Source organism: Streptococcus sp. DD10, from assembly GCF_001578805.1.
In the GTDB taxonomy this organism is placed as follows: Bacteria; Bacillota; Bacilli; order Lactobacillales; family Streptococcaceae; genus Streptococcus.
This window is the reverse complement of record NZ_KQ969160.1, coordinates 1-17,170: the sequence shown is the minus strand read 5'-3', so window position 1 is coordinate 17,170 and position 17,170 is coordinate 1. Positions and strand designations below refer to the sequence as shown.

Below are 17,170 nucleotides of genomic sequence, written 5' to 3'. Positions count from 1 at the left end.
TTGAAGAGATTTTCGAAGAGTATGAGACAAAAGTCCTTCATCCTAGTAGGGCTGGGACGATGGGCTAAGTTTTTAAAAATTTAGTTCTGTCCCACCGACTTTTTGTGGTATAATCGTGTGAGACTAGTAAGAATAAAGGAGGTAGTATGAATCTTATCACATCAAAATCTAATAAGGTAATTAAGGAGATAAAAAAACTCCACCAAAAGAAATATCGAAACACCTCTTATTTAATTGAAGGTTGGCATTTGTTTGAAGAAGCAGTTGAGGCCGGAGCAAAGTTGGTTCGCATCCTTGTGACAGCGGAGTTTGCGGATTCTTTGGCAGCCTATCCCCAGTTGTACGTGGTGACTCCAGAAATTTTACAAGATTTAACGGATGCACAAACTCCACAAGGGATTCTAGCAGAGGTAGCCCTACCAGTTGAACCATTACCTGATTTTTCATGTGGGCGCTTTTTATTCCTAGAGGATGTGCAGGATCCAGGTAATGTGGGGACGATGATTCGGACAGCAGATGCGGCTGGCTATGATGGAGTGATCATCTCTAAAAAATCGGCAGATATCTATAATCTCAAGACTTTACGATCGATGCAAGGTAGTCATTTTCATTTGCCTATCTATCGGATGGAGACGGAGGAATTTTTAAAACAAAGTAAGGCAGCAGGCTTGCCCATTTTAGCTTCAACCTTGTCAGAGAACTCGGTAGATTATAAGACTATTGACCTGTCTCAAAATTTTGTTCTCGTCATGGGAAATGAAGGAAAGGGGATTAGTCCAGTGATGTCCGAAAGAGCGGATCAGTTAGTTCATATCAGCATGCCTGGTCAGGCTGAAAGTCTTAATGTGGCTGTGGCTGCTGGGATACTAATGTTTTCTTTAAGATAATTTTTAGAAATTTTGATATAATGAAAGCAAGGAGGTATTCTTATGCCTTATCGAAATGACACAGAATATATGAACTATGTGGGGCATCTCATTCGGAATCCGAAGCTACAAAAGCTAGAGGAGATTCCCCAGCATGTCCACTCGAACCGTTTAGAGCATTCGATTAATGTGAGCTATACCAGCTATAAGATTGCGAAAAAATTTGGTTGGGATGCTAGGAGCACGGCGCGTGGGGGGCTGATGCATGATCTTTTTTACTATGACTGGCGTGTTACTAAGTTTAACAAAAGTCATGCTTGGGTGCATCCACGTTTGGCTGTTCGTAATGCTCGAAAGATTACCAATCTCAACAAAGTAGAAGAAGACATTATTGTGAAACATATGTGGGGGGCAACCCTTGCGCCTCCTCGTTACAAGGAGAGTTATGTCGTTACTATGGTGGACAAGTACTGGGCTGTAAAAGAAGCCATCACTCCTTTTCGTCAAAAGTTACAGGATTACCACAAAAGATACCATCGAAAAATGTTAAAACAATAGGAGAAAGAGATGAACAATACAATTATTCAAGATACCGCTGGTATAAATGCTTTTTATAGCAAAGTTTACTCACTTGTTGGAATGGGGATAGGACTATCTGCCTTGGTTTCAGGCTTGCTCTTGACAGTTTTTCAGAATGTTTTTTATACGATTTATACGCAGATGCCCTTTATTTATCTAGGAGCAGTGGTCTTAGAGTTGGTTTTGGTTTTTGTTGCATCCAGTATGTCGTGGAAAAATAGTCCAGCAGCCTTGCCAGTTTTTCTAGTCTACTCTGCCTTGAATGGCTTTACTCTAACTTTTGTTGTGGCGCGCTATACACAGGGGGTAGTATTATCCGCTTTCGTTACGACAGCCGCTATGTTTTTTGCTCTAGCTTTAGTGGGACGATTTACCAAAAAGGATTTATCAGGAATGGGTCGCGCACTTTACGCAGGGCTGATTGGCTTGATTATTGCAAGCATTGTAAACCTGTTCTTGGGAGGTAGTCTGAGTTTTATTATTAGCATCGTTAGTGTTTTGATTTTCTCAGGCTTGATTGCATGGGATAACCAACGAATTCGCTATGTTTATGAACAATCAGGCGGACAAGTCGCAAATGGTTGGGCAGTCTCTTTGGCCTTAAGTCTATATCTTGACTTTATCAACCTTTTCCTAAGCATTTTGAGAATCTTTGGGAATAATGACTAATCAGTATGAGTGGAAGGAATATCAAACTCTTTTGGGAGAATGATGTTCTTCCACTTTTTTTCTTGGGTTTAAAAGCAGAACATCCTCTGATTGTGGTATAATATCAAAAAGAAGAAAGAGAGTCGCTATGAAAACACCTTTTATTACTCGTGACCAATTAGCAGAAATTACAGCTCATTATCCTACTCCGTTCCATCTTTATGACGAGAAGGGAATTCGTGAGAAAGCCCGTGCTTTAAATGATGCCTTCTCTTGGAATAAGGGATTTAAAGAATACTTTGCTGTTAAGGCAACACCGACACCAGCCATTTTGAGAATTTTGCAAGAAGAAAACTGTGGAGTGGATTGTGCTAGCTATGTAGAGCTACTCATGAGTCACAAGATGGGATTTCAAGATATTATGTTTTCTTCAAATAACACCCCTCAAGAAGATTATCAATACGCCAACCAGATTGGAGCTACGATTAATCTTGATGCTTATGAGGATATCGAACATTTAAAACGTGCGATTGCAATTCCCGAAACTATCTCTGTTCGCTACAATCCAGGGGGTGTTTTTGAGTTAGGGACAGATATTATGGATCATCCAAGTGAAGCCAAATTTGGGATGACCAAGAAACAGCTGTTTCAAGCCTTATCGGAGTTACAAGAACTTGGTGCCAAATATTTCGGTGTTCATTCTTTTCTTGCTTCCAATACGGTGACCAATGATTACTATCCAGAACTCGCCCGTCAGCTGTTTGAATTAGCAGTAGAAATCAAGTCAGAACTTGGAATTTCACTTGATTTTATTAATTTATCTGGTGGGATTGGGGTAAACTATCGTCCTGAGCAGGAAGCCAATGATATTGCAGTCATTGGTGCAGGGGTGCATCGGGTCTACGATGAAGTCCTGTTACCTGCTGGTCTTGGAGAGGTCAAAATTTATACAGAATTGGGACGTTTTATGCTGGCCCCTCACGGAATCTTAGTCACTAAAGCAACCCATCGCAAAGAAACATACCGAACCTATATCGGAGTGGATGCTTCCGCAGTCAATCTGATGCGTCCTGCCATGTATGGGGCTTATCACCATATCACCAATATGGATAACCCACAAGGTACTAGTGAAGTCGTAGATGTAGTTGGGTCGCTCTGTGAGAACAATGATAAGTTTGCCGTCCAAAGAGAGTTGCCTGTAACCACCATTGGAGATACGCTGGTAATCCACGATACAGGGGCGCATGGATTTTCTATGGGATACCAGTATAATGCCAAGCTGCGCTCAGCAGAAATCCTCTATACGGAAGATGGCAGTGCGAGATTAATCCGTCGTGCAGAAAAACCAGAAGACTATTTTGCAACCTTTGCTGGGCTTGATTTTGAAATGGATGAAAGCTAATACTTTTTAAATGGTATGCTTGTTTACAAAAATACAATAGAAAAATGATGCAAAGAGGAACGGAAAATTTTGATAAACTGCTTTCAATATGGTAAAATAGAGTGAATAAAGAATTAGGAGAAAATGAATGAATCTCGGATTAGCTATTTTGTTGATTGTGCTTGCTGCCCTTGGTGGAGTTGTTGGTGGAATGTACTTGGTTCGCCGCCAGCTTGAAAAAGAATTCGCTGAAAACCCTCGCCTCAATGTGGACGCAGTTCGTGTGATGCTTTCTGCTAATGGTCAAAAGCCAAATGAAGCAAAAGTACAGCAAGTTTATCGTCAAATCCAAAGCCAACAAAAGGCTGCTTTGGCTAAAAACAAGAAAAAATAAACTTCTCACTAGTGTAACTGCAGTTACAAGAAGTCATTGACGACAAAAGAGAAGAAAAGCTTGAAGAGGTGATGGGGGAGAACTCATCCCCTCTTTTATCTATTGCTAATATAAGTATGTACTATACTTTCTAGAACAGCAGGGAAGTTCGATGGCCTTCTCTTTAGAAAGATGAAAAGAAAGAGACAGAAAGTAGACCTTATGGATAATCGACCAATTGGTTTTTTAGACTCTGGTGTTGGTGGCCTAACAGTGGTGCGTGAGTTGATGCGGCAGCTCCCTCATGAGGAAATCGTCTATATAGGGGACTCTGCACGGGCGCCTTATGGACCCCGTCCAGCTGAGCAGATAAGGGACTATACCTGGCAGTTGGTTCATTTTCTCTTGACCAAGAATGTGAAAATGATTGTTCTTGCTTGTAACACTGCAACAGCAGTGGTCTGGGAGGAAATAAAAGCTAAGCTAGATATTCCTGTTTTAGGAGTGATCTTACCGGGGGCTTCAGCAGCTATCAAATCCACTCCAAGTGGTAGGATTGGTGTGATTGGAACGCCAATGACAGTCCAGTCTGATATTTACCGTAAAAAAATTCAAAGTCTAGCCCCTCAGACAGATGTAGAAAGTCTAGCTTGTCCTAAGTTTGTACCTTTAGTGGAGTCTGGGACGATTTCAACTAGTCTGACAAAGAAGGTGGTGTATGAAACCTTAGGTCCCTTGGTGGGAAAGGTGGATAGCTTGATTTTGGGTTGTACCCATTACCCACTTTTACGTCCAATTATCCAAAATGTGATGGGACCAAGTGTCAAATTGATTGACAGTGGAGCAGAGTGTGTGCGGGATATTTCCGTCTTACTGAATTACTTTGAAATCAATCGAAGCAGAGAACTTGCGGACATCCAGCACCGTTTTTATACAACAGCCAATAGCCACAGTTTTGCACAGATAGCTGAGGAATGGTTGGGACAAGAGATTCATGTGGAGCATGTAACATTATGACAGATAAAATTTATGAATACAAGGATGACCAGGATTGGTATGTTGGGTCCTATAGTCTTTTTGGTGGCATAAGGACTTTGACGGATGATGAGTTAGACTTTCCTTTATTTGAGTTAGCTAAAATCTTTCGAGATGAGGAGCGTGGCTTTCCACTTTCAGTCACTGTTTTACGCTATGGTTCAGCCTATCGTTTACTCTCCTTTGTGGTAGATATCCTCAATCAAGAAGCTGATCGAAATCTAGAAGTGATCCAACGTCAAGGAGCTCTCTTAATCGTCGAAAACGGCCAACTCTTGCATGTGGAATTACCCAAGGGGGGGCTTGAGGTCGCAGCTTTTTTTGGTAATTCAGACATTCGTGAAACCTTGCTAATCGCAACTCGCAACGAGGGCAAGACCAAGGAGTTTCGTGCGATTTTTGATAAACTAGGCTATGACGTAGAAAATCTAAATGACTATCCAGACCTGCCTGAAGTAGCAGAAACGGGTATGACTTTTGAGGAGAATGCACGCCTTAAGGCAGAAACCATTTCCAACTTGACAGGGAAAATGGTTCTGGCAGATGATTCTGGACTTAAAGTCGATGTCCTCGGAGGGCTTCCTGGTGTTTGGTCAGCTCGCTTTGCAGGGGTTGGAGCGACAGATAGAGAAAACAATGCCAAGCTCCTGCATGAACTAGCTATGGTCTTTGAACTTAAGGATCGTTCTGCACAATTTCATACAACCCTGGTCGTTGCTAGCCCAAATAAGGATAGTCTAGTCGTTGAAGCTGACTGGCCAGGTTATATTAATTTTCAACCCAAAGGTGACAATGGTTTTGGCTATGATCCCCTCTTTCTTGTAGGTGAGACAGGTAAGGCTGCAGCAGAGCTTAGTCTAGAGGAAAAAATAGTCAGTCCCATCGAGCACTTGCAGTTAAAAAACTTTTGGAGGTATTTCCAGCATGGCAAAGCAAGTAATTATCGTCATGAGTGATTCTCATGGAGATAGCTTAATCGTTGAAGAAATTCGCAATCGATATGTCGGAACAGTGGATGCTATTTTCCATAATGGCGATTCAGAGTTACGGTCTGACTCTCCCTTGTGGGAGGGAGTTGAGGTAGTAGGGGGCAATATGGACTTTTACCCAGGCTACCCTCCTACCCGCCTCACCGTTTTGGGGCAAACACGGATTGCTCAAACGCACGGGCATCTCTATAACATTAATTTTGATTTTCAAAAGTTGGATCTTTGGGCGCAAGAAGTGGAGGCTGATATTTGCCTATATGGGCATCTTCATGTTCCAAATGCTTGGATGGAAGGAAAAACGCTCTTTCTTAACCCAGGCTCAATCAGTCAACCTCGGGGACCTATCCAAGAATGCCTGTATGCCCGAGTGGAAATCACAGAGGAAAGTTTTAAGATTGACTTTTTAACCCGCAATCATGAGGTGTATCCTGCCTTATCACGGGAGTTTTCACGATGATTGCACGGGAGTTTGAAGATTTTTTGATGGCGCAAGAGGAGACTTTTTTGACCCCAGCTGAAAATCTGGCTGTCTTGATAGACACGCACAATGCAGATCATGCGACTCTGTTATTGAGCCAAATGACCTATACGCGTGTCCCTGTCGTCACAGATGAGAAGAAATTCGTCGGAACGATTTCCTTACGGGATATCTTATCCTACCAGATGGAGCACGGCTTACCGGATCAGGAGTTTGCGGATACGGATATTGTTCATATGACAGATAAACAGGTTCCGATCGTAGGAGAAAGTTATAGCTTGACTGAGGTTATGCACAAGTTAGTTGATGTGGCCTTTCTACCAGTGGTGGCTCAAGATAGAACCTTTTTAGGAATCATCACTCGCAAGTCTATCCTCAAGGCCTTAAATGCGCTCTTACATGATTTTAAGGAGGACTACACTATTGTCAAACATTCGTGAAGCCATCCCCATTTTTTTAGAAAATAAATCCTTATCTGAAAATTCACGAGCGAGTTATACTTATGATTTAGAGCAATTTGTCAAACAGACTGATGGACAAATCACCGAAACGAAACTGCAGCTGTATCGTGCTTTTATGAAGGATTTGAAACCTTCTGTTCAAAAGAGGAAAATTTCCTCAGTTAATCAATTTCTATTTTTCCTTTATCAGGAAAAATATGTAGCTACCTATCATCGCTTGACTACGCCCAAGTCTCTTAAGTCTGCTCCTGTTTCTGGATTTGAAATGTTAGATTTATCTAGTTTTTGGGAAAGGAGTAGCAATGAGGCGGGGCGCCTGATGGCGCTCATGATTTTAGAGCTAGGCTTACTACCAACAGAAATCTTATCTCTAAAAACCAGCAAGGTTAGTATGGATTTTCAAATCTTAACCATTGAAAAAGCGGGACAGAGACGAGTGCTAGAGCTGACCGATGAGCTGAGTCAAGCACTTTCTCCTTACTTAACAGAGACCTATCTGCTGGATAATAAAGGCTCTACCTATTCGCGTCAATGGGGTTTTCGGCAACTGGAGAGTTTCTTGCTTGAAAAAGGAGAGACCAACTTATCGGCTCAAAAGCTTAGGGAGCAGTATATCTTGCGTCAGTTGGATTTAGGCCGTAGTCTCCATGATATTGCTAAAAATCTGGGCTTAAAAAGCATTACCACTTTAGAAAAGTATCGAGATGGATATAAAAATTAAGGACTTTGAAGGACCCTTGGATCTCTTGCTCCACCTGGTGTCCAAGTATCAGATGGATATCTATGATGTTCCTATCACAGATGTAATTGAGCAGTATTTGGCTTATGTTTCAACCGTGCAGGCCATGCGTCTTGAGATAGCCGGTGAGTATATGGTGATGGCGAGTCAGCTGATGTTGATCAAAAGTCGAAAACTCCTTCCTAAGGTAGCAACCCACCTAGAGGTCGAGGACAGTCCTGAGATGGAGTTGCTGACTCAAATTGAAGAATACAGGAAGTTTAAGTTACTTAGTGAAAAACTAGACACCCAGCATCAGGAGCGGGCCCAGCATTTTTCTAAACCAAAAATGGAATTGATTTACGATGATGCTGAGTTGGTACAAGACAAGTCGACGATAGATATTTTCCTAGCTTTTTCACAAATTCTTCTCAAAAAGAAAGAAGAATTTCGTAAAAACCATACTACCATCGTCAAGGAAGAGTACAAAATCGAAGATATGATGGAGGTCGTACGGAGTCGTTGTCAAGTAGGCAGCCAAACAGCCTTATCCGCAATTTTTAAGGAAACCAAGGACCTAGAGGAAGTGGTGACGCTTTTTCTTGCGACTTTAGAGCTTGTTAAGATACAAGAATTGGTCTTATTGCAGGAGGAGGCCTTTGGTGAAATTTATCTACTAGGAAGGGTACATGAGTAAATTAGCAGAAATAGAAGCCCTGCTGTTTGTAGCAGGAGAAGAAGGTTTGACCAGTCGCCAACTAGCAGAGATGTTGATGTTACCACCGACAGGGGTCATTCAATCCTTGGAAAAACTAGCAGACCGTTACCAGAAGGATAAAGACAGTAGTCTTAGTCTCATCGAGACGGCCAGTCGTTATCGCTTGGTGACCAAGAGTGACTTTGCAGAGATTTTAAGAGAGTACTCCAAAGCACCAGTCAACCAAACTCTATCACGAGCAACCTTGGAGACCTTATCCATCATCGCCTACAAACAGCCGATCACGCGTATTGAAGTAGATGAGATTCGTGGGGTCAATTCGAGTGGGGCCATTAGTAAATTGCAGGCTTTTGGCTTGATTCGTGAAGATGGGAAAAAGGAAGTCCTCGGTCGTCCCAATCTTTATGTGACGACAGAATATTTTTTGGACTATATGGGGATCAATCAAATCGAGGAATTGCCTGTTGTAGAAGATGTCGAATATCGACAAGAAGAAAGTCAGTTATTTACTGAAAAGGTAGAAATAGAAAATGAGAATTAACAAATACATTGCCCATGCTGGAGTGACTAGTCGACGGAAGGCTGAAGAGCTGATTAAGCAAGGATTGGTGACGGTAAATGGTCAGGTGGTACGTGAACTAGCGACAACCATCAAGTCAGGCGATAAGGTGGAAATCAAAGGACAGCCAATCTATAATGAAGAGAAGGTTTACTATCTTCTTAACAAACCAAGAGGTGTCATCTCCAGTGTTCGTGATGATAAGGGAAGACCAACAGTGGTGGATCTCTTGCCAGAAGTTAAAGAACGCATCTATCCAGTTGGACGCCTAGACTGGGATACATCTGGAGCCCTTATCTTGACCAATGATGGTGACTTTACAGATGAGATGATCCACCCGAGAAATGAAATCGATAAAATCTACGTGGCGCGTGTCAAAGGGGTTGCCGATAAAGATAACTTACGTCCCCTAACCCGAGGGCTGGAGATTGATGGCAAAAAGACCAAACCTGCTGTCTATGAAATCCTGAAAGTAGATCCAGTAAAAAATCGCTCAGTCGTTCAATTAACCATCCATGAAGGTCGAAATCATCAGGTCAAAAAGATGTTTGAAGCACTGGGTCTACCTGTTGACAAGCTCTCTCGGACTCACTTTGGTCATCTGGACCTAACTGGATTACGACCTGGTCAGTCAAGAAGGTTAAATAAAAAAGAGATTAGTCAGCTCCATAACCAAGCCATCACCAAAATACAGACCAACCGGAGACGATGACAGCTATTCTTATCTGGCTGGTTCGCTTCTACCAGCGCGTGGTATCTCCTCTCTTCCCCCCCTCCTGTCGCTTTAAACCAACCTGTTCGACCTATATGATAGAAGCCATTGAAAAGCATGGGACGAAAGGAGTCTTGATGGGGCTTGCTCGCATCCTTCGTTGCCATCCTTGGTCAGAAACGGGGGAAGACCCTGTACCAGATTATTTTAGTCTTAAACGAAACCGTGAGAAGTAACTTCTTTCGGTTTTTTTAATTTCTGAAATCTGCACTGCCTGTTTTTTCAGACGAATACTATTTCTTAACAGAGTGTTTGCTAGTTTATACTCTTTCTAAAATCTCTTCAAACCACGTCAGTTTTATCCACAACCTCAAAACAGTGTTTTGAGCTGACTTCGTCAGTTCTATCCACAACTTCAAAATAGTGTTTTGAGCAACCTGCGGCTAGCTTCCTAGTTTGCTGATGATTTTCATTGAGTATTAGCAAGTCTCCCTATTTTCTATATCTTCAAGTTTTTAGAGCTTTCAGTGTGCCCTTAATTTGAGAATCAATTCAAAAAGACATCAAATAACTTGAAATTTCATGTTATAAATGATAATATATAAATTGTATGTTGAGAGCTTCGTCTCTGCCTATTTTAACCCCCTCGGATAATATAGCAAATTTATTTAAGGGGGGGGGCTTTTTGCGTGTCTGCTGGATACTTAAAAACAACAATAAAAAAATAAGGAGGTTGTGGGTCTAATGAAAGGCAAACAACAAGATTTCCGAACGGAACGCTTTTATCGTTACGGTATTCGGAAATATAGTTTTGGAGCAGCATCAGTAGCGATTGCGACTGGTTTGATGTTCCTTGGAAATGGTGTGGTTTCTGCCAATACAGTTGAGTCGTCATCAACGGAAGCTACAAGAGCAACTGCAACAGAAGCTAGCTCGTCGAGTTCCTCAGACTCATCTACGACTGCTGAGAGTGTTACTCCTGTGACACCAGCAGTAGCAACTGAGGTGCCAGTGACACCTCAAAGTGCTGATGCAAGTGCAGCAAAGACTGTGGAAGTTTCAGAAGCTGCGACTGCAACAGTAAGTGTAAACAAAGAATCTTTGAAAGCAAAAGTTGCTGAGTTGGAGGCAAAACTAGCTGCAGCAGTCAAAGGGACAGATGCTCAAGCTCTCGCAACAGCACGTGAAACTCTTGCAAGTGCAAAAGCAGTTCTTGATAGTGCTACTGCAAGTCAAGCACAGGTAGAAGAGCAAACAAGCAAGGTATCACTCCTTGTGACAGTTGTAGCAGAAGCATCTGCTAAAGCAACTGCATCTGCTCAAGAAGCTCAAAAAGCCGAAGAAGCTAAAAAGGCTCCAGCAGAAAAAACTGAGCTTGAAAAGAAAGTTTCAGAAGCTGTCGTAACCAATCGCTTGGCAAATGACTTCGTAGAAAAAGAAGCCAAGGAGAAAAACGTTTCTGTTGACCTTACAGATGCAGTAAAAACAGCCGTATCAGCAAATGAAGCAACGGTTGCATCATCAGAAAAGGTTCTCGCAGACCAAACTGCAACAACAGATGCTTACAACGCTTCAATCGCACAGCTGAACGCTTCTATCGAGGCTGTTTACGTATCTCTTCGTAAGGCTGGCAAGGATGAGTTTGAAGTTTCTCTTACTCCAGATAGCTACTACGCAGAAGCAACTGCCAATGCAGATGGTACACGTACCACTCATGCAGAGACTGTAACGGCAGATAATGCTACAGGTAAGGATATCTATAAATTCAATGCAAATGGAACAGCATCTAATGACGGCTCTGCAAGTGCAGGAGACATAAACGCTTATACTAGTGTAACAGGTGGAACTGCTGAAGGTCTAGAAGTTATTGTCTACTCTAATCAACGTGATGGAGAAGAGATCAATCCTGCAAGTGGTTTGTTTTCTGCAAATGGTGGACAAATTGGTCATAATAATAAGGGACGGATGGACTACCCATTATCTGCAGAAATGGCTAAAAAACTAGCTGTCGAAGCTGAAATGTGGCGTGGAAAACTTCGTCCAAGTGGTAGCACTATTTTTTCAGGTTCTGCGAATGTGTTCTCAAATGGTGGAGCATACGAGTTTCTTGCGACAGAGATTTATAAATTGGCGTATGAGCAAGGAGTTGACCGTGTTTATATTCCAGGTTTTAAATCTCGTTTCGGTGTAACCGCTGAAGCAGCTCTTAAAGGGTGGTCTTTAACAAGCGTAAATCCGGAAAACTTACCACCTGGTTTGACTTATGATGCTACAAATGATGTTGTAGAGGGAATTATCACAAGTAACCTTGAAAATGGAGTGTATGATACACGTGTAACGGCCACCTTTACAAATAGTACTACAGGAGCAACTGTTTCAACAAGTTTCCGAAACATGCGTATGGGTTGGATTGGTTGGATGGATACAACTCCACCGGTTATTGCAACAAACAATGCTGTTTTTGAACGAACTGTTGGAGATGATATTGATATTGACCTCAAGTATCAAGATGCTTCAGGTGCCCGAACTATGAATGCAGGTGGAGCTAATGTAACTTATACTAAAGCCAATGGAACAAACACAACGATTCGTCAAACCTATACAATGGCAACAACAGGAGTTGCTGGTGTCAATACAGGTAGCCAATCTCGGGTTCTAACAGATAGCGAAACAACCATCCCAGGTGCCAAATATCAGATGGATCCTAACAGAAGCAGTCAATCTGTAGTTGTTGATGGTCAACAGACATATAACTCAACGGGGAAACTTTATGGTGCATTGACAGAAGCAGGTGTCTACTATGTGGCAACTTACGCGAAAGACTATAATAGAGCCAGTGCTCAAGACCAGTGGATTCAGTCAGGGCAAGAAACACAAGGGAATCTTACAGTCGTTATCAAACCAAAAGTAGAAGCTCTAAACATCGAAACCTACTCAGAAACTGTACCAGTAACCATCTCAAAAGGTGCAACGAACGCTGTTGTTACCATGCCAGACGGAACTAAGACTGTCCTTCAAAACCAAAATGGCAAATGGGTTGTCATCGCATCTGGTGAAGATGTAGACGGTAACACAGTCACAACAACCAATACCGCAGCTACAGTGGGAACAGACTTGGGAACAGTAGGTGATAAAATCAATATCCCTGTTACACAAACTGCCACTGCAACAGCTGGAGTGGATAACATCAAGGTTGAAGCTATCACTGAAAATATCAAAGGAACCTTCCTTCGTAATAAAGTAACGCTCACAGATGTAGATGGTTCTACTCATGAAGCAACCTTGAGCACGACAACTGGTCACTGGGAACTTCCAGAGGACTATGCGACAGTTCAAACGACCAATGCAGATGGAACCTATACTTTGACCAAACGTCAAGTCTATACAGAAGCTCAAGATGATGGTTCTGAAAACTTCTACATCTATAGCTATACACGTACATTTGCAACAGACGGTACCATTAAGAGCGTTGGTGATGTAACTCGTCATAAAACGACAATTGCAAGTAAAAACGCAACGTCTGCAGAGGGTATGGCTGTAACAGTAACCTATGATAAATACACAGATACATGGACTGCTTCAGATGGTTCGACAGTAACAGCTACTCATCTTGGTGACACGTCATGGGATGTCAAAACATCATCAGGATTTGGTGGAGAAATCCGTGGACGTAAAGCAACCCACACTGATGTTGCAACCATCATCAACACACAACCAACTGCAAGATCAACAAGCTATGAGTCAACCAAGGGAACAACTGTTGACCTTCGTAATGCAACTCAAGCGGCAGTAACCATTGCAGATAAAGAAGATACTGCCCACAGTAAGACAACTTACATCACTCGTCTGACAGTGACTTCACCATCTGGCGCTCAAAAAGTATATGATACTAAGACAGATGCTGCAGCTTACACCCTAGCAAGTGACTACGTCCTTTCAGAAGTCGGTGTTTACACAGTTGTTGTAGAAGTGATCGATAGCAACGGCAATATTGTTACAGCGACCTTGGATGGTACAGACTCAGGTACAGACTCAGGTGCAGGTTCATCCGTAGCGAAAACAACTTACACCATTACAGTTAAGGATACGATTACAGGTCATAACGTCACATCATCTGATATCCAAGGAGCTACTCAAACAGGTACCCCAACCTTTACTTCAGTAGGTGACGGTTCAACTATCTCACCAAGTGCAACATCACCAGCCAAGTTGGTAGCAGCTGATAATAGTCTAGTTACTGAGTTGGAAGTTGCAAATCAAGGAACTTACACTATTGACTCAGAAACTGGTGTCGTAACCTTTAAACCACTTCCAACCTTTACAGGACCAGCTACTCCAGTAACGGTATCATTGACAGCAGTTTTAGGTACAGATGCAAACGGTGCGAATATCACTGCAACTGCAACAGCGACTTACACCCCAACAGTTGTTCCAGTCCAACCTACAGCAGTAGCATCTAAAACAAGTGGCCCTCAAGGTCAAGCTCAAACATCGGCTATTAAGTTTGATGCAGCTGACACAGATGATACAACTGTGAACTTTGCAAAAGGTACAGTAGCTATCGATGCTAACACTACCAAGTCTGTTGACCTAAATACAGCAACAGTAACGCTTCTAGATGCAAATGGAAACGAAACAACAACCGTAACAGTAGATGACGAAGGTACCTACACCCTTGACAAGACTACAAATACAATTACCTTCCAACCAGTCGCAACCTTCACTGGAACAGTTACAAAACCAGTTAGCGTTCGTGTAGCAGATGCCAACGGAACAACTGCAACCACAACCTACACTCCAACCGTAACAGATGTAACCATGACAGCTGAAAATGCAACATCTGAAGACGTTCAAGGTAAAACACAAACTGGAACTCCAACCTTTGAAACATCTGATCCATCTGTAACGATTGCAAAACGTCAGTTGATTAACCCAGAAACTGGAACAGTCACAGATGACACTTCAGTTACAATCGAAAATGAAGGAACATATACACTTAATCCAACTACAGGTGTCGTAACCTTCGTACCAGTTCCAACATTTACTGGTGAAGGAACAGGAGTCACTGTTCAAGCGACAGACTCAAACGGAGAGACTGCAACTGCAACCTACACTCCAACAGTAACACCAATCACCATTACAAGTGAAAACGTGACATCTAAGGATATCCAAGGTGAAGAACAGTCCGAAACACCACTCTTTGAATCATCAGACGCAAGTGCTCCAGTATCAAGCTACAAACTTGTAGATCCAGCTACTGGAAACCCAACGACTGAAACTTCAGTGACTGTTGAAAACGTTGGTACCTACACGATCGATGCAACTACAGGTGAAGTGACCTTCAAACCAGTTGCAAGTTACACAGGAACACCAGCAGCAGTGACAGTTCAAGCATCAGCAACTATCACAAACGCAAACGGTGAGTCAACAACCATCACAGGTACAGCGACTTACACTCCAACAGTTGTTCCAGTAACACCAACAGCAGTAGCATCTGAAACAAGTGGTGTACAAGGACAAACGCAAACATCAGAGATTGTCTTTGATGATGCAGACGAAGATAAGACAACAGTCAACTTCGCTAAAGGTACAACTACAATTGATGATGTTGAAAAATCAGTAGAGTTGGATAAAGCAACTGTAACACTTCTAGATGCAAGTGGTAATCCAGCAACAACCGTAACAGTTGAAAACGAAGGTACTTACACATTAGATGGTACCACAATCAGCTTCACTCCAGTTGCAAACTTTGTAGGTACTGCAAGTGGTGTATCTGTTCGTGTAGCAGATGCCAACGGTACAACTGCAACCACAACTTACACTCCAACCGTAACAGATGTAACCATGACAGCTGAAGATGCAACATCTACAGACGTTCAAGGTAAAACACAAACTGGAACTCCAAGCTTTGAAACATCTGATCCATCCGTAACGATTGCGACTCGTCAGTTGCTTGATCCAACAACGAACCAACCAACAAACACAGTTACAATCGCAAACGAAGGAACTTACACGATTGATCCAACTACAGGTGTCGTAACCTTCGTACCAGTTCCAACATTTACTGGTGACGGAACAGGAGTCACTGTTCAAGCGACAGACTCAAACGGAGAGACTGCAACTGCAACCTACACTCCAACTGTAACACCAATCACCATTACAAGTGAAAACGTGACATCTAAGGATATCCAAGGTGAAGAACAGTCCGAAACACCACTCTTTGTATCATCAGACACAAGTGCTCCAGTATCAAGCTACAAACTAGTAGACCCAGCTACAGGCACAGCGACAGATGCAACAAGCGTAACAGTTGAAAACGTTGGTACCTACACAATCGATGCAACCACAGGTGAAGTAACCTTCAAACCAGTTGCAAGTTACACAGGAACACCAGCAGCAGTGACAGTTCAAGCATCAGCAACTATCACAAACGCAAACGGTGAGTCAACAACCATCACAGGTACAGCGACTTACACTCCAACAGTTGTTCCAGTAACACCAACAGCTCAAGAGTCAGCAACGGCTGGTAAACAAGGTCAAGCACAAACATCACAAATCATTTTTGACACACCAGATACAGATACAACAACTCTGAACTTTGCTAAGGGTGAATCATCTGAAGTTTTAGGTGCTGATGGTCAACCTAAGTCTGTAGCACTTGATAAGACTAGTGTGACACTTCTTGATGCAGATGGAAATGCTGTAACAACCGTAACAGTAGATGGTGAAGGTACTTATACTCTGGATAAAGCAACCAATGTTATCACGTTCCAACCAACGGAAGAATTTACAGGTACAGCTACACCAGTTCGTGTACAAATCGCAGATGTGAATGGTACAACTACTGAAACAACCTACACTCCAACTGTTATCGCTGAAGATGGTTCAGTTATTGTTGAGTACAAGGATGAAGAAGGTAATGTGATCTCTCCATCAACAACTCCAGTAAACAACGAAAAAGTAACGACTCCATTTACAACAGAACCAAAAGAGATTCCAGGTTATACCCTTGTTAAAGTGGAAACAACAAATGGTACAGTAGATGAAGAGTCTAAGAAGGTTTCTGGTAAGGTAACAAATGAGCCAACTACAGTAACATATACATATAAGAAAAACGTTCAAACAGCAACTATTTCTTACTATGATGTAACAACAGGCACAGAAGTTGCGATCGACACAACTAAAGTTCCAGAAGCAACTGTTGAAACAGTAGAAGGAACTTACAAAGATGCCATTGACTTTGCTAACCGTGAAACTGCAATTGCAGCTCTTGAAAAAGCTGGTTATGAGTTGGTAGAAGATAGCTTCACAGCAGCAACAACAGCGGACAAGCTCTTTGACAATGATACAACTGTGGACCAAACCTTTAAGGTAACCGTTCAACAACGTGTAGAACCAGTGACTCCAAACGATGAGACACCAGTTCCAGGTCAACCAGTAGATCCAGAAGATCCAAACTCACCAGTATGGCCAAATACTGCAGAAAATCTTGAGTTAACTAAGACAGTTACTCGTACAATCAAGTACCGTTACAACGATGAAAATGGTGCAGAAGTAACAGCTGATGTTGTTCAAACAGTAACCTTCACACGTACAGCAAACATCAACTTGGTAACAGGAGATGTGACTTACGGTGACTGGTCAGCAGCTCAG

At 42.4% G+C, this 17,170-nt stretch carries 15 protein-coding genes; all 15 read left to right on the top strand.

What is annotated here, in order from left to right; translation table 11 throughout:
• Nucleotides 1-146 precede the first annotated feature (146 nt).
• On the top strand, nucleotides 147-887 hold the full coding sequence (locus STRDD10_RS05495; protein ID WP_067193791.1) for a TrmH family RNA methyltransferase: 741 nt from the start codon (nucleotides 147-149) through the stop codon (nucleotides 885-887).
• Between the two features lie 42 nt (nucleotides 888-929).
• Nucleotides 930-1,424, top strand: coding sequence for an HD domain-containing protein (locus STRDD10_RS05490; RefSeq protein WP_067193789.1), 495 nt, complete (start codon nucleotides 930-932; stop codon nucleotides 1,422-1,424).
• A 9-nt stretch (nucleotides 1,425-1,433) separates the two neighbouring features.
• Entirely contained in the window at nucleotides 1,434-2,114 is a 681-nt protein-coding gene (locus STRDD10_RS05485; protein ID WP_067193787.1) for a Bax inhibitor-1/YccA family protein, read from the top strand.
• 127 nt (nucleotides 2,115-2,241) lie between these two features.
• Entirely contained in the window at nucleotides 2,242-3,495 is a 1,254-nt protein-coding gene (locus STRDD10_RS05480; RefSeq protein WP_067193786.1) for a diaminopimelate decarboxylase, read from the top strand.
• Between the two features lie 127 nt (nucleotides 3,496-3,622).
• The gene (locus STRDD10_RS05475; protein ID WP_067193784.1) at nucleotides 3,623-3,868 is read left to right on the top strand and encodes a YneF family protein; all 246 of its coding nucleotides are present in this window, start codon (nucleotides 3,623-3,625) and stop codon (nucleotides 3,866-3,868) included.
• Nucleotides 3,869-4,069: 201 nt separating this feature from the next.
• Nucleotides 4,070-4,864, top strand: a complete 795-nt coding sequence (gene racE / locus STRDD10_RS05470) for a glutamate racemase (RefSeq protein ID WP_067193783.1) — start codon at nucleotides 4,070-4,072, stop codon at nucleotides 4,862-4,864.
• A complete protein-coding gene (locus tag STRDD10_RS05465) occupies nucleotides 4,861-5,838 on the top strand; it encodes a nucleoside-triphosphate diphosphatase (protein WP_443031086.1) in 978 nt (325 codons plus the stop codon). Before racE ends, STRDD10_RS05465 begins: the two co-directional genes overlap by 4 nt.
• Complete coding sequence (locus tag STRDD10_RS05460; RefSeq protein ID WP_067193781.1) at nucleotides 5,807-6,328, top strand: metallophosphoesterase; 522 nt, start codon at nucleotides 5,807-5,809, stop codon at nucleotides 6,326-6,328. The genes STRDD10_RS05465 and STRDD10_RS05460 overlap by 32 nt, the downstream gene beginning before the upstream one ends.
• On the top strand, nucleotides 6,325-6,789 hold the full coding sequence (cbpB, locus tag STRDD10_RS05455; protein ID WP_067193780.1) for a cyclic-di-AMP-binding protein CbpB: 465 nt from the start codon (nucleotides 6,325-6,327) through the stop codon (nucleotides 6,787-6,789). The genes STRDD10_RS05460 and cbpB overlap by 4 nt, the downstream gene beginning before the upstream one ends.
• Nucleotides 6,782-7,531 carry a site-specific tyrosine recombinase XerD gene (gene xerD / locus STRDD10_RS05450; RefSeq protein ID WP_067194068.1) on the top strand — a complete coding sequence of 250 codons (750 nt, stop codon included), beginning with the start codon at nucleotides 6,782-6,784 and terminating at the stop codon, nucleotides 7,529-7,531. Before cbpB ends, xerD begins: the two co-directional genes overlap by 8 nt.
• Complete coding sequence (locus STRDD10_RS05445) at nucleotides 7,515-8,225, top strand: segregation/condensation protein A (protein WP_067193778.1); 711 nt, start codon at nucleotides 7,515-7,517, stop codon at nucleotides 8,223-8,225. The genes xerD and STRDD10_RS05445 overlap by 17 nt, the downstream gene beginning before the upstream one ends.
• Entirely contained in the window at nucleotides 8,218-8,787 is a 570-nt protein-coding gene (gene scpB / locus STRDD10_RS05440) for an SMC-Scp complex subunit ScpB (protein WP_067193776.1), read from the top strand. Before STRDD10_RS05445 ends, scpB begins: the two co-directional genes overlap by 8 nt.
• On the top strand, nucleotides 8,777-9,517 hold the full coding sequence (locus tag STRDD10_RS05435) for a pseudouridine synthase (RefSeq protein ID WP_067193775.1): 741 nt from the start codon (nucleotides 8,777-8,779) through the stop codon (nucleotides 9,515-9,517). The genes scpB and STRDD10_RS05435 overlap by 11 nt, the downstream gene beginning before the upstream one ends.
• Entirely contained in the window at nucleotides 9,514-9,753 is a 240-nt protein-coding gene (gene yidD, locus STRDD10_RS05430) for a membrane protein insertion efficiency factor YidD (RefSeq protein WP_067193773.1), read from the top strand. The genes STRDD10_RS05435 and yidD overlap by 4 nt, the downstream gene beginning before the upstream one ends.
• A gap of 508 nt (nucleotides 9,754-10,261) precedes the next feature.
• Nucleotides 10,262-17,170 (top strand): MucBP domain-containing protein (locus STRDD10_RS05425; protein WP_067193771.1); only part of this gene is annotated, 6,909 nt, incomplete at its 3' end.